Origin of the sequence: Chitinophaga filiformis (assembly GCF_023100805.1) — a bacterium.
In the GTDB taxonomy this organism is placed as follows: domain Bacteria; phylum Bacteroidota; class Bacteroidia; order Chitinophagales; family Chitinophagaceae; genus Chitinophaga; species Chitinophaga filiformis_B.
Window position 1 is genome coordinate 3,723,714 of sequence record NZ_CP095855.1, and the last position, 14,800, is coordinate 3,738,513.

10 protein-coding genes are annotated in these 14,800 nt (G+C 50.0%); 4 read left to right on the plus strand and 6 right to left on the minus strand.

Annotated elements, in window-relative coordinates:
- Positions 1–37 precede the first annotated feature (37 nt).
- Both MYF79_RS15000 and MYF79_RS15005 read left to right on the plus strand, forming a co-directional pair.
- Positions 38–4,396, plus strand: a complete 4,359-nt coding sequence (locus tag MYF79_RS15000) for a CusA/CzcA family heavy metal efflux RND transporter (protein WP_247814782.1) — start codon at positions 38–40, stop codon at positions 4,394–4,396.
- 12 nt (positions 4,397–4,408) lie between these two features.
- Entirely contained in the window at positions 4,409–5,575 is a 1,167-nt protein-coding gene (locus MYF79_RS15005; RefSeq protein ID WP_247814783.1) for an efflux RND transporter periplasmic adaptor subunit, read from the plus strand.
- A gap of 6 nt (positions 5,576–5,581) precedes the next feature.
- Here the strand turns inward: MYF79_RS15005 and MYF79_RS15010 are convergent, their stop codons facing one another.
- Genes MYF79_RS15010 through MYF79_RS15020 form a run of 3 tightly spaced genes read right to left on the minus strand, consistent with a single transcriptional unit; the run spans position 5,582 to position 8,774 of the window.
- Positions 5,582–6,910: a S41 family peptidase gene (locus MYF79_RS15010; RefSeq protein ID WP_247814784.1), complete on the minus strand. Its 1,329-nt coding sequence runs from the start codon at positions 6,908–6,910 to the stop codon at positions 5,582–5,584.
- A 19-nt stretch (positions 6,911–6,929) separates the two neighbouring features.
- Complete coding sequence (locus MYF79_RS15015) at positions 6,930–7,997, minus strand: winged helix DNA-binding domain-containing protein (protein ID WP_247814785.1); 1,068 nt, start codon at positions 7,995–7,997, stop codon at positions 6,930–6,932.
- A gap of 57 nt (positions 7,998–8,054) precedes the next feature.
- Entirely contained in the window at positions 8,055–8,774 is a 720-nt protein-coding gene (locus tag MYF79_RS15020) for a DsbA family oxidoreductase (RefSeq protein WP_247814786.1), read from the minus strand.
- A 98-nt stretch (positions 8,775–8,872) separates the two neighbouring features.
- On the opposite strand from MYF79_RS15020, the gene MYF79_RS15025 reads away from it, so the two are divergent.
- Positions 8,873–9,271 carry a winged helix-turn-helix transcriptional regulator gene (locus tag MYF79_RS15025; protein WP_247814787.1) on the plus strand — a complete coding sequence of 133 codons (399 nt, stop codon included), beginning with the start codon at positions 8,873–8,875 and terminating at the stop codon, positions 9,269–9,271.
- 5 nt (positions 9,272–9,276) lie between these two features.
- Here the strand turns inward: MYF79_RS15025 and MYF79_RS15030 are convergent, their stop codons facing one another.
- The 3 genes from MYF79_RS15030 to MYF79_RS15040 form a co-directional block, all read right to left on the minus strand.
- Complete coding sequence (locus MYF79_RS15030) at positions 9,277–10,578, minus strand: acetyl-CoA hydrolase/transferase family protein (RefSeq protein ID WP_247814788.1); 1,302 nt, start codon at positions 10,576–10,578, stop codon at positions 9,277–9,279.
- Between the two features lie 179 nt (positions 10,579–10,757).
- Positions 10,758–11,579: an MBL fold metallo-hydrolase gene (locus MYF79_RS15035; protein ID WP_247814789.1), complete on the minus strand. Its 822-nt coding sequence runs from the start codon at positions 11,577–11,579 to the stop codon at positions 10,758–10,760.
- A 29-nt stretch (positions 11,580–11,608) separates the two neighbouring features.
- Positions 11,609–14,014 carry a glycoside hydrolase family 127 protein gene (locus MYF79_RS15040; RefSeq protein ID WP_247814790.1) on the minus strand — a complete coding sequence of 802 codons (2,406 nt, stop codon included), beginning with the start codon at positions 14,012–14,014 and terminating at the stop codon, positions 11,609–11,611.
- A gap of 107 nt (positions 14,015–14,121) precedes the next feature.
- Here MYF79_RS15040 and MYF79_RS15045 point away from each other — a divergent pair, with 107 nt between their 5' ends.
- Positions 14,122–14,757, plus strand: coding sequence for a pseudouridine synthase (locus tag MYF79_RS15045; protein WP_247814791.1), 636 nt, complete (start codon positions 14,122–14,124; stop codon positions 14,755–14,757).
- The last annotated feature ends 43 nt before the right edge of the window (positions 14,758–14,800 follow it).

A 14,800-nucleotide genomic window follows, 5' to 3' on the forward strand; every position in this document is an offset into this window, starting at 1 on the left:
GCGATATTATACCTTTATTCATCTTTAAACTACATCCATGCTCGATAAGATCATCGGTTTTTCTGTACGGAATAAACTGATCGTAATACTTTTTATCGTCGGGCTGATCGCGTGGGGTATTTACGCCCTCACGAGATTGCCTATAGACGCATTGCCAGATATCACCAACAACCAGGTGCAGATCATCACTACTGCACCTTCCCAGGCAGCACAGGACATAGAACGCCTTGTTACTTTCCCGGTGGAACAGTCCGTCGCCACCATCCCCGGTATCACGGAAGTCCGCTCTTTTTCCCGCTTTGGGCTGAGTGTTGTCACCGTCGTGTTCCAGGAGCATGTAGACATATACTGGGCCCGGCAACAGGTCAGTGAAAGATTAAGCGCCATCAAGGACCAGATACCTGCGGGCGTAGGAAATCCGGAACTGGCGCCTGTCACCACAGGACTGGGAGAAATATACCAGTATGTGGTACATACAAAGCCAGGCTACGAGCAGAAGTATAATGCCATGGAGCTGCGCAGCATACAGGACTGGATCATCCGGCGACAATTGCTGGGCGTACCGGGCGTGGCAGACGTGAGCAGTTTTGGCGGCTATCTTAAACAATATGAGATCGCCCTTGATCCGGAAAAGCTGCGTAGCATGGACCTCAGTATCACTGACGTGTTCAATGCGCTGGCTAAGAACAATCAGAATACAGGCGGCGCTTACATAGACAAGAGGCCCAATGCCTGGTTCATCCGCAGTGAAGGCCTCATCGGCAGTCTCGAAGATATCGGGAATGTAGTCGTTAAAACGCATAGCAGCGGCATCCCTGTGCTGATCGACAATGTAGGAAAGGTCGGTTACGGGCACGCCATCCGTTTTGGCGCCATGACGCGTAACGTGGAAGGGGAAAGGGTAGGAGCGATCGTACTGATGCTGAAAGGCGCCAACTCTTCCGCCGTGATCAGGAATGTAAAGGAGCGGATCAGGCAAATAGAGAAGACCTTACCGGAAGGTGTGCTGATAGAACCTTTCCTGGACCGTACCAAACTGGTGAACAATGCCGTGGAAACCGTCGTGCGTAACCTGGCAGAAGGTGCATTGATCGTCATCTTTGTGCTGGTGTTATTACTGGGCAACCTCAGGGCCGGCCTGATCGTGGCCTCTGTTATCCCACTCGCCATGCTGTTTGCCATCTGTATGATGCAGCTTTTCAATGTATCGGGCAACCTGATGAGCCTCGGGGCTATCGATTTTGGCCTGATCGTGGATGGTGCAGTGATCATCGTGGAAGCCACCATGCACCACCTGGGCTTACGAAAAACAGGCATCGCCTTTACGCAGGCAGAAATGGATGAAGAGGTCTATACTGCTGCCAGCCGTATCAGAACATCGGCGGCTTTCGGCGAGATCATTATATTGATCGTTTACCTGCCCATTCTGGCACTTTCCGGCGTAGAAGGGAAGATGTTCCGCCCAATGGCCCAGACGGTCTCTTTTGCCATCTTAGGGGCCTTTATCCTCTCGCTGACCTATGTGCCGATGGCCAGCGCATTATTCCTGAGTAAAAAGGCCATGCATAAACGTACCTTTTCTGACAGGATCATGGATTATTTCCATCGCGTGTATACCCGTGCTTTAACCTTTGTACTGCGCTTTAAACGAGCCGTCATAGTAATATCCATCCTCCTGTTTGGCGGCAGCCTCCTGCTGTTCACCCGCCTGGGTGCAGAATTTATTCCTTCGCTTGATGAAGGCGACTTTGCGGTAGAGACAAGATTGCTCACAGGCAGCAGTCTTTACGAAACAATAGATGTTGCCGGTAAAGCGGCAGGTATCCTGCTGAAGCAATTTCCGGATGAGGTGAAGGAAGTGGTGGGTAAGGTCGGCAGCGCCGAGATCCCTACAGACCCTATGCCGGTGGAATCGTGTGACCTGATCATTGCCCTGAAAGACCGTTCCGGGTGGACAAAAGCGGAGAACAGGGATGAACTGGCCGATAAAATGACGGAAGCGCTGGAGGCGATCCCCGGGGTCAGCTTTGGCTTTCAGCAACCTATACAGATGCGTTTCAATGAACTGATGACCGGCGCCCGCCAGGATGTGGTGGTCAAGATCTATGGCGAGGACCTGGACAGGCTGGCCGCCTATGCCCACAAGGTAGGCAGTGTGGTGAGTGGCATACGCGGCGCCACAGACCTTTATGTGGAACAGTCATCCGGCCTGCCGCAGATCGTGGTACAATATCACCGTGACCAGATCGCCAGGTTCGGTCTGAATATAGAAGACATCAACACCGTCATCAATACCGCTTTTGCCGGCCAGCGTGCAGGCATTGTCTATGAAGGAGAGAAGAGATATGACCTGGTGGTAAGGCTGGACCAACAGAACAGGGCGGGGCTTGAAGATGTTGCAGCATTGTATGTTACAGCGCCCAATGGCAACCAGGTGCCTTTGAACCAGGTAGCTGATATCAGCCTGAAAGTAGGGCCTAACCAGATCCAGCGGGACGATGCCAAACGGCGTATCACCGTTGGCTTTAATGTGCGGGGCAGGGATGTGGAGAGTATCGTGAACGAACTGCAGCAGCAGGTAGAAAAGAAAGTAAAGATGTCCCCCGGTTATTATGTAACCTACGGCGGCTCTTTCGAGAATCTGCAACAGGCCAGATCCCGCCTGAAGATAGCGGTACCCGTAGCCTTGCTGCTGATATTCATCCTGCTGTACTTCTCATTTGGTTCTGTTAAACAAGGCTTGCTTATTTACACCGCAATCCCCCTTTCTGCAGTGGGTGGTATTGTTGCTTTATGGTTGCGGGGGATGGCTTTCAGCATTTCAGCGGCAGTCGGTTTTATAGCGCTCTTTGGTGTGGCCGTGCTGAATGGCATTGTGCTCATTGCTGAATTCAACCGCCTGCGCAAAGAAGGATTGACCGATCTGCGGGAGATCGTCATGCAGGGTACAGGTACGCGTCTGCGCCCTGTCATCATGACTGCCACAGTTGCCTCCCTGGGATTCCTGCCCATGGCGCTCTCGCACGGCAGTGGTGCGGAAGTACAGAAGCCATTGGCTACAGTTGTTATTGGCGGACTGATAACCGCCACATTACTTACACTATTTGTATTGCCCTGCCTGTACATCTTATCTGAAAAAATAAAAAGCGCCGGAAACATGAGCAAAACAATAATGATCTTCTTGCTGCTGACAGGTGCTCCCATGCTATCACGCGCACAGCAGCCGCTTACGCTGGATGAGCTGATACAGCTTACGTTGCAGCAGAATAAGGGACTGCAGGCGGCGGGAGCTGGTGTGGATTATTACAGGCAACTGAAGCGGACGGCAGGAGAACTGCCTAAAACAGATGTCGGACTGCAATACGGACAGTACAACAGCTATGTCAAAAACGATAATAATATCACGGTCACACAAAAGATCCCTTTCCCTACTGTATTTGGTGCAAAGGCTTCCTTGTACGATGCACAGCTGCAGGGCAGCCGCTTGCAGCAGGCGGTCACCAGACATGAACTGGTATTCCAGGTAAAGCAGGGCTGGTACCAGCTGCAATACCTGTATGCATACAGGCAATTACTGGAACAGCAGGACAGCATCTATCAACGTTTCGTCAAAGCTGCAGACCTGAAGTTCAGGACCGGCGAAACAGGGCTGCTGGAGAAGACATCTGCTGTAACAAGACTGGCGGAGATACGACATCTCAACAGGCAAAGCCTTGCTGAAGAACAGCTACTGCTGGCTGCCTTACAGGGATTGTCGGGTAGCGCTACTTCATTGGCCATCGCAAAACAGGCACTGGAGCCTTTAGCTGCCGGCAATATTGGCGACTCTGCCCAACTGCAGCATTATCCTGCCTTACAATGGCAGCAGCAGCAGGTGGTGATACAGGAGAAGGAGAAAAAGCTGGAAGCGAATGCACTTCTCCCTGATCTTTCCCTTGGTTACTTTAACCAGTCGCTGATAGGTACTTCGCTCAACAGTGCAGGAACTGCTGTTGCCAAAGGCGGCGACCGTTTCCAGGGATGGCATGCCGGTGTATCTATTCCTTTATGGCTGGGGCCCTCCCGTGCCAGGGTGAAAGCCGCCGAGCAACGCAGGGTACAGGCAGACCTCAACTATCAGCAGTCGAATGTGGAACTGAAAAGCAGATGGCAACAGGCCCTTGCACAGTTCTCGCGGTATAAGAGCAGCCTGGATTATTACCGGGAAACGGCCGTACCCAATGCGATGCTGATTGAAAAACAGGCATTGCTGGGATATGAAAAAGGAGATGTGGGTTACACTACCTATCTCTTAAGCCTGCAGGAAGTGTTTAACATTCGCGAAGCCTACCTGCAAACCATCCGTGACTATAACAATGCGGTATTGTCCTTACAAATGCTGAACGTACAACCATAACCAACAGAAATCATGAAGTATCTCATATATAGTGCCCTGATCATCTCCTTCACTGCCTGTGGCAACAAAAAAGAAAAAGCAGAACAGGAAGAACAACATGCCGCTGCTGAAGGAATGATAACGGAATTAACGCCTGTGCAGTATGCTACTGTTGGTGTGAAGACCGGCAGGATAGAACTTAAACAGATCAGCAGTAATATCCGCGCCAACGGCAAACTGGATGTGCCTCCGCAGAGTATGATCACCATCTCCGCGCCATTCGGGGCTTTCGTGAAGAATACGGAATTATTGCAGGGCACCCTGATCCGTAAAGGACAGGTGGTTGTTTCCCTGCAACATCCTGACCTGATCCAGCTACAGCAGGACTACCTGGAAAACAAAGGCCAGCAGGAATACCTGCTGGCAGAATACCAGCGGCAGGAGGCCCTGGCGAAAGAGAATGTTAACGCACAGAAGGTGTTTCAGCAGGCGAAGGCGAACTATCTCTCCAATGCTGCCCGTATCAAAGGCCTGCAGGAGAAACTCAGGCTGCTTAATATTGATATGGCAGCCCTGGATGCAGGGAATATCCAGAGCACGATCCAGCTGTATAGCCCTATTACGGGATATGTAACAGCCGTGAATACCAACATCGGTGCTTACGTGAACCCGACGGATAAACTCTTTGAGATCGTCAATACAGAACATCTGCATGCAGAACTGACCGTCTTCGAAAAAGACATTCCCAAGCTGAAACTGGAGCAGCGCGTGCGTTTTACACTGGCGAACGAAACCACTCAACGCAGTGCACGCGTACATCTCATTGGCAGGGAGATCAGCAACGAGCGTACCGTGCAGGTGCATTGTCACCTGGACAATGAAGACCGTGAGCTGCTGCCAGGTATGTACCTGACTGCCTGGATAGAAACCGGCAATGCCATGGTGAACGCTTTACCGGATGAAGCGATCATCCAGTTCGAAGGCAAGCCCTGCATCTTTATCGCCAAAGGCCGGGAAGCAGGCGCGCAGGGGAATTACCTTTACGAAATGTTGCCCATTGAAAAAGGTAACAGCGAGTTAGGCTATACAGAAGTGATCATGCCGCCCGGCTTTGATATCAAGGGAACGGATATAGTTGTAAAAGGCGCATTTGCCTTATTCTCGAAACTAAAGAACACAGGAGAGGAAGACGAGCATTAGTACTGCCTAACGGGAACGGGCTTCAGACAGGGCGTCCTGTAGTACCCGGTCTTCATGGCGCAGGTATTCGGCAGCAGATGCCTGTACCTGCAGGTGCGGAATAATGCCACGGCCAGGATATTTTGGGGGAATCACGTCCATGACGTATTTGGTAGTGGGTATCCAGACAGTGACCTTACTGGATGGTAACAGCACATCTATCAACTGTCCGGAGTGATTCCCTTCGTATGTTCCGCCGGTTTCCCCGCCAATAAAAGTAGCGCTGTGATGACTATACGCTACGGCACAGAATTCCGCAGCGGCAGAGAATGTATTACCATCTGTCAGGACCCAGACAGCTCCACTGAACGGTGTTGCGGATGGACGTTGTAAGCCCAGTCCCGGCCTGCCTGACAGCTTCCTGCCGTCTTTCTCCAGGTAGCTGTAGTAAGGGAATGCCTGTTTCGCGAGATAGGAGAACAACAGCACACCATATGCATCCCTGCCACCACCATTGTCGCGCAGGTCGATAATGAGTTTTTGCACCTTCTGTTGTCTTATTCTCCGGAAAGTCTTTTCAAGGAAAGCAGGGTAATCCAGTTTTGCCCGCTGGAGATTATCTTCACTGAAGGTCCTGATGCCAAGCACACAAATATTGTCTTCAGGGAAAGTGGCCGCTAACAAAGGTTTTTCTTCTTCGGTGACTTTTAGTGTATTGATAACCTTTTCCTCAGTAGCAGGTAATGCGACTGTCGCATTTTCCCCCGAGGGAGACATGTATTCTACTGTAAATCCTGCTGAATAGCCATAAGCGAGATAGTAATAAAAATAGAAGATCTGGTTAAGGATCAGCGCTTTCTTACTTGTCGTGTAACCATCTGATATGAGATGATCATACATCTTTTGCCGCATGGCTTCGGCGGGATGGGAGTTGATGCTGATCAGGCGGCTGCCGGCCGGTATCTTGTTGTCAATGCTGTTGACGACGAATATGCTGTCTCCCCGGAAATACACCATCAGGGGAACATAAGCGTTTTCTGCATGAATGAACCGGGAAAAGCGCGGGGAGGCTTCGGACGACAAATGGCCGTCTCTTACTGCGCTTAACAGTACTTTGATGATACCGTAAAACTGCCTGTCATCCGTGTCATCGTTCAGTTGCTGATAGCAACTGTCAAACACCTGCTCCAGCCTGTCCTTCGGCGTATATGCATACAGGTCAGGATGGATGGCTTCCAGTTTCGTTTTCAGCAACTGCAGATCCGTCTTCAGCGAATCACCGCGTTGTGCGGATACAACAAGAGAGCTGCAGATAATAATAGCAGCCGGCAATAGTTTGAATAAACGGGTAAACATGTACCCAATTTAATGCATATTATTGTAAGTGGATGAATTGCTTATACCTGGCCACCTCCTTATCCAGTTTAGCCTGCTCCGTTTTATTGAGGGGAGTAAAGGTCTGCAGATCCATCACGATCTCCTTTTTTTTGATAGTGCGTTTCCATACGCCTGCTATCTGTCCTTTGATGAGGATGACATTGTTAAAGAGCGGGTTGCCTTCCCGGCTCAGGTGATCGTCATGCTGCCCGTCGTAGATGATGTCCCTGTCCTTGTATGCAACGAGGTATTCGTCGTAGTTCGGTATCAGCAGCACCTGCCTGTCAGTACTTTTGAGGTCTGAAGCAGGGGTGGGGTCCCAGTATTCGAGGTCGTAAACAGCATACTTATTCAGTTGATCTTTTACCAGGTTGAGGCCTTGCCTGGCGGCGGTGATGGGTAAGCCGCTCCAACCCGTGAAGTCCTTCAGGGTAGCGGGGCCATGGCTGTTAAAATAGCGAAGGGCGAGGGCGGCGAGCGATTCTTCCTTTGTCAGTGTTTTGGAGGTAGCAGGTACGCGTTCTTCAAAGAGGGCATACGTGATCTGTTTATCCCTTTTGCCGCCATTGCAGATCACCATATCCAGTTCTGCCTTTATAAGGAGGAAATTCATCCGGAGATCGTTAGTGGGGATCTTTGCTTTCTCCAGTATAGCTGCCAGTTCGGGCCGGGTCAGTTGTTTACCGTCTTTCAGTGCTTTTTCAAATACTTTCTGGCTTTTTCGGAATACGGTGCTGTCAAGTTCCAGTTTCCGGTTGTAGGTGCCCATGGACTGTTCTATAGAGGGGGCCGAGAGTGCCATCATCCAGCGCACGTCTTCCCGATGTACAAGGTGCCAGGTGGGGCGTAAAATATGGGTGCGGACAAGTTCCCCCTTGCTGATGGAGGTTTCTATCTGTTCCGTAGTGGCAGCAGGCATGCGCATACCCACTGCCCATTTGGACATTTCATAGTCCTGTGCCTGTATGGCGCCGCACCACTTTACCACTTCTGGTGCGGTGCCGTAGGCGGGACTTATCAATTGCTGGTTTGCCAGTCTTTGTTGGAGAAGCTCTTTTGCGGTCATCCTTTGCGGTGTTATTTTAACAGTACAAAGGAAAGATACGAAGATGACAACAGTATGTCAGCAGTCTCCGTCAGGACCACAAGTTTGACCTTCTACTATTTCCAGTCCGGAAGGTTGTGTCTTTTTCCATTCCCCCACAGATTTGTTCAGCACTTCCAGGAAGGTTTCGGCCGCCTGTGCGCCCGAAACGCCATATTTACGGTCAAATACAAAGAAAGGCACACCTCTTACACCCAGAGCTTCTGCTTCAGCTATATCCTGACGTACTTCAGCAGCGTATGCCTGTCCGCTGACCAGTTCCTGTAAAACGCTTTCTTCCAGACCTATTTCTTTGCCCAGTGCTACGAGGGTAGCCGGATCACTGAAATCCTTTCCTTCCGTAAAATATGCCCTGAAAAGACGTTCTTCGGCTGCGTCGCCCAGCTGGTGCTTTTTGGCGAGCTGGATGAGACGGTGGGCATCGAAAGAATTGGCCACCACTGCCTGGTCCAGGTTATAGGTCAGACCCAGGCTGCCTGCCAGGGCGGTTACCTGGTTATTCATCTGTTCTGCCTGCTCATAGGGAATGCCTTTCCTTTTTGACAGATAGGCGTACAGATTATCCCCATGGCCGGACTGTATGGTAGGGTCCAGCTGGAAACTGTGCCACTCTATCTCCACGGCGCCGGCGTCGGGAAACTGGGCCATGGCAGCCTCAAATCTCCGCTTACCGATATAACACCATGGACACATAATATCCGACCAGATCTCTACTTTCATCTTATTAGTAGTACTCATAATAATGCTGCTTTGATTTGTAAAGTTCCGAAAGATGCTTTACTTTCGAAAGTGGTATCCCGGAGGAAAGTGGTTTCTCGGGGGAAACTATACTGATTATGAATAAGAAAACAGGAACTTCTGAAAAGTCTGAAGTATGTACGGAGCATCTCCGTGCCATCCACGATACCTTGGACGTATTGAATGGAAAGTGGAAGATCGCCATTATAGGCTCTCTGCGTTTTGGGAAAAAGCGCTTTATGGAATTACAACGTGAAGTAGAGGGGGTAGGTTCCAAGATGCTCTCCAAGGAGTTGCGGGAGCTGGAACTGAACGAGCTGGTGAAACGTACGGTGTACGATACTAAACCGGTGACCGTAGAGTATGAGCTGACGCCATACGGCAAAACGCTCGAGACCATCATTGATGAAATGGCCAACTGGGGACGGGCCCACCGCAAAAGGATCATGCATCCCGTAAATCAACTCGACCTACAGGATGCATTGAGCCATCTTTAACGCTATTATATCAATGCTGGGACTACCTTTTTGACGAAACGGGAGAAATAGGCCCGTTCCAGTTCTTCTCTATGATCGGGATGGGCGATCTCTATCAGGGCTTTGGCGCGTTGTTTCAGGCTTTTCCCGAAGAGGTCTACCATACCATATTCGGTGATCACCCAATGCACATGCCCCCTGGTGGTTACCACGCCAGCTCCTTCTTTCAGGAAGGGGACGATACGGGAAATTCCCTTGTTGGTAACAGAAGGCAGGGCAATGATCGGTTTACCTCCTTCTGAAAGGGAGGCTCCCCTGATAAAGTCCATTTGTCCGCCGATACCGGAAAACTGATAAGTACCGATAGAATCTGCACATACCTGGCCGGTCAGGTCTATTTCAATGGCGCTGTTGATAGCGGTCACTTTTGGGTTCTGCCGGATGATAGAAGTATCATTCACATAACTGATATCCATTACGCGCAAAGCCGGATTATCATTCACAAAGTCATACAGCTTACGGGTACCTACCATGAAGGAGGTTACTGATTTACCGGTATTCAGCTTTTTCTGACTGTTATTGATCACCCCACTTTCGATCAGCGGTATTACGCCATCAGACAGCATTTCAGTATGTAAGCCCAGGTTTTTATGGTTGCTGAGGTTCTTCAGCACCTGGTCGGGAATGCCGCCAATACCCAGTTGCAGCGTTGCGCCGTCTTCCACCAGCTGGGCAATGTTGCGGCCGATCTTTTCTGTGATGGCGTTTGACTGCGCAGAATAATCCAGTTCAGGAAGATGCGCCTTCTGCCATACGGCAGCATGGAACTTAGACATATGGACAAAGCCTTGTCCGTGGGTACGCGGCATCAGCGGATTGACCTGTGCGATCACGTATTTAGCCGTATCCACCGCTGCCCTGGCAATGTCTACAGAAGTGCCGAGGGAACAGTAACCATGATCATCAGGAGGTGAAACCTGTACAATGGCCACATCCAGTGGCAGGATATTTTTCTTGAACAACTGCGGGATCTGGCTGAGGAAAACGGGCACATAATCTCCGTCATCACTATTCACCACCGATCTGTTTGCAGCTGAAACGAATAAGGAATTTATATAGAAACTTTCCCGGTATAAAGGATTATCGAAATCAACATCTCCCAATGTGGTAATGCTTACCAGTTCCACGTTCCTCAGTTCTGAATGCCTGTTCTGCAAAGCCCTGAGAACATGAACGGGGGTAGCTGCGCTACCATGAATAAACACACGGTTACCGGATTGAACACATTTTACAGCTTCTGCAGCTGTGATATATGGCATGCTGATCATAAGATGATGTTTAATTGATGCTACAAAAGTATTCACGGGGGCGGACCTGGAATATGACAATGGTTAGCAGGTGATATGATATATGTTGGAAAGCGGGTTGCTTCTGGTCTGCATGAGGAAGCCGCAATATAGTTTGCTGCTTATATGGGGCCTTACTTAATGAACGGTGGGTGGATGTCTTAAAAAGACAGTTGTCCCTGTATGTATTCTATTTTAGGAACGACAGGTTGATGCGTGGCGCTGATATGATAAACCGCCGTTTCCACATCGCGGGAAGCGACAACGACCTGCGTGCGTCCAGCATGTGGACGGAAGAGCTCGAGTACCAGTTCTGGATTATTATTATCCCTGGACAGGTGGGACAGGAGCAGATGGCTCATATAAGGCGGCTTGTGCGCCTTAAACAGTTCCAGGGCCTGTGTATTGGATAGGTGCCCTTTCCCTCCGCGGATGCGCCGTTTCAGGTAGAATGGATAGCGGCCTTTTTCCAGCATCTGCTCGTCATAATTCGCTTCCAGGAAGGCGGCATGGCATTGCTGGAAATGCCTGATCAGGTGATCGCAGGGAGCGCCGATATCTGTAAATACGCCTATCCTCACATCCGCGCAACTGATCATAAAGCTGCGGGGCTCTATGGCATCATGAAATTTCGGGAATGCGGTTACACTGAGTGCTCCGACTGATATAGGCGTGTATTCATCGAAGCTTCTTACATACAATGCATCCAGGCTCAGGTTACCATGTTGCATGGTGTTTTCCGTGATGTATACCGGAAGGCTATACTTTCTCGACAAAACTTCCAGTCCCCGGATATGGTCTGAATGTTCATGTGAGATAAATATCGCTTTGACACTGTCCATACGCAATCCCAGGCGTTTCATCCGCCTTTCCGTCTCCCTGCAGGATATGCCTGCATCAATCAGGACGGCTTCCGTTGCATTCCCGATATAATAACAGTTTCCGTTGCTGCCAGAATTGAGTGATGTAATTTGCAGTGACATAGCACTGCAATATTAGCTAAAAAATTTAGTCATTTAACAATCCATTCGTGAATGCCTGATGCATTTTCTGCAGGTAGCTGTACTTCCAGCTTCAAAGCGGTGGTTTTCACCGGCTCGAACCTTACGCTGTCGTATTTATCTTTTGTAACCGTATAGGGACTGACGTTCTTCACCGGTAGCCATTGGTCGCCCTGTTTGTACAGGATACGCCAGGAGGAGGGTATACGGCAATCGCCGAAGGGACTGTCATCGTACCAGTATACCTGCGATTCCGATACGGTATATTCCTGGTCAAAATCGTACTGCACCCATTCCAGCGTATTGTGTTTAGGCCACCAGTGGAGGTACATGGAATTATTGTCGTGCGAGTCTTTAGGTTCATACTGATCGTTCAGGGCCATGTACATCCTTTTATTTGCCACAGAAGCACTCACTTTGGCTTTTGACGCAATGGTCGGCGCCGGTTTCGGCCGTGCAGCGGAAGCTTCGTAAGGTATCCAGACGGTCATTTCCGAAGGACCACGGTTAGCCCAGGAATAATAAGGGATGGCGGTCACTGTTTGTGTTGAACTGATCAACTGGTCGGAGTTCAGCTGTCTGCTGGTGGAGGTACCCTGCATTTCAAGGACGGTCACACCATTGAGCAGGTCCGGTTTATATACCGCGTTGACTACGGCATTTTTATCTACAACGATATTTTGTACGGTAGCATCTTTATTGTCGGGACCTTCGAGGCAGTACATCAGCGGGCCGCGTTCCAGGGCAAAGCGGCTGGTATCGCTCTTCACAGCGCTGTTCGCCAGGACTTTCTGCACCTGCATCGGGAATTCCAGGCTGATATTATCGCCCGCCTTCCAGGTACGTTGTATCACGGCATAACCTTTCACCATCTCATATTTCACTGGTTTGCCATTCAGGAAGATATGGATCGGCTTTCCGGCGGCGCTGTCTGCGTCAAAATAAAGGTCGCCCGGTACCGGTTTTCCCTTTGCCCATTCCGGGATCCGGACGTGCAGGGCAAAAGCGGTGGTATGGGCTGGTTTAATGGTGATGTTTAATTTTCCGTCCCAGGGATAGTTTGTCTGCTGGGTAAGCGTTACTTTCCCGGCGGGCAGTTGAATATCGGCGGTGTTGCCGGCAAAAAGGTTTACGTATAGATTATTCTTATCCTGTGCGTACATGTAACCGGGCATAGAGGGCAGAAAGCGGGTCATATTGGAAATACAGCAGGCGCATCCGAACCAGGCGCTGCGCTGGTGTTGTCCCATGGAGGCGAGAGGGTTCGGATAAAAGAAACGGTCGCCGCTCAGGGATACGCCGGACAGTAGTCCGTTGTAAAGGGTACGCTCGAGGATGTCTATATATTTTGCATCGCCATGGAGCAGGAACATCCTGCTGTTCCAGTATACATTGGCGATGGCGGCACAGGTTTCGGCATAGGCCGACATGTTCGGCAGTTCATATGGTTTGCCAAAAGCTTCACCATTGCCGGTAGCGCCAATACCGCCGGTGATGTATAGTTTCTTTTCCACCACATCATGCCAGATATCATCTATGGCGTGCAGGTATTGTTCATCGCCTGTGAGGGCGGCCACATCTGCCATGCCGGTGTACATGTAGGTGGCCCTTACAGCGTGGCCCACAGCTTCGTGCTGGTCAACCACCTTTTTGTAAGACTGGTTATATTCTCCGCTGTATTTTTTGCCGGGGCCGCGTACGTCCAGGAAAAACTTTGCCAGGTCCAGGTAAGATTTGTTGCCGGTTACCCGGTACATCTTTGTCAGCCCTGTTTCCACGATCTGGTGACCGGGGAAGCGTTCCTCTTTTCCGAAGCCGAAGGTCTTCACCAGCAGGTCTGCATTTTTGATGGCAATATCCAGCAGGTTCCTTTTGCCTGTAGCCTGGTAATGGGCTACCGCCGCTTCAAACAGGTGGCCTGAGTTATATAGTTCATGGCTGAGGTCTTCCTCTTCCTCCCATCTTTTCGTGCCTATCCAGGGGTGAGGTTTAGGCGCGTTCATTGTACGGAAGGTGTACAGGTAGCCGTCCTTTTCCTGTGCTGCACCGATAACGGCGATCAGGGTATCCAGGTAGCGTTCCAGTTCCGGGTTTTTCTTCATCTGGAGGCCGTAGGAAGCACCTTCTATTACTTTGTAGAGGTCAGTATCGTCGAATGTATATTCTGTCATTGTATCGGCCGGCAATACGTGTGCCGCCCGCTTGAAATTATCGATCCTGCCGGTACGCCTGCATTGTTCCAACGTATAGGGGATTGTGACATCGGCATTAACCCTTATTTTTGGCGCCCAGAAGTTATCGGTCACATGCACCTGGGTAAAAGCAACAGGCTGTATGGGATAGTCTTTCTTTAACTGAGCCTGCGCCAACATGCTGAAACCGGCAAGTGGTGCGAAAACGAAAGCGAATAATTTCATACAATGAAGATAATTTTGGCAATGGCTAAAATTATAGATACTTATGTCAGTCTGATGGAAATATATTAATCAGAATTGGTCAGATTTTATCTGAAATAAATTAAACAATGAGCAACAGCGGTCACCGTTACTTTATCATCAATAAACCATACAACATGGTCTCCCAGTTTATCAGCCCCGACAAGGTCAGGTTGCTGGGGGATCTTGATTTTGACTTTCCCGAAGGTACGCATGCCATTGGAAGACTGGACAATCATTCCGAAGGATTGCTCATACTCACTACCAACAAAAAAGTAACCCGCCTGTTATTTGAAAGTGAGCAGCCGCATAAAAGAACTTACCTGGTCATGGTAAAGAATATTGTGAGCCAGGAAACAGTGGAACAATTGCAAAAGGGGGTGACCATCCGCATCAAGGGAGGTGTAGACTGGGTGACCACACCCTGCCAGGCGGAGATCGTGGAAAAGCCGGCTTATATCAAACCGAGGGAGCAGTATCCGCTAAAGGAGTTCCTGCCACATTCCTGGTTGCTGATCACACTCACCGAAGGCAAATATCACCAGGTGCGCAAAATGATGTCAGCTATCAGGCACCATTGCGATCGACTGATACGTGTATCTATCGAGGACCTGGAGCTGGGCGACCTGCCACCAGGGGGCGTAAGGGAAATAGAGGAAACGGAATTTTTCCGCCTGCTGAAGATCGAAAACTGGCAGCCCGAGGCGTCAATATTGCCGCAGTAATGAGCAATATGGCATCAGTTTGCTGTTGAGATTCTTGTTATTT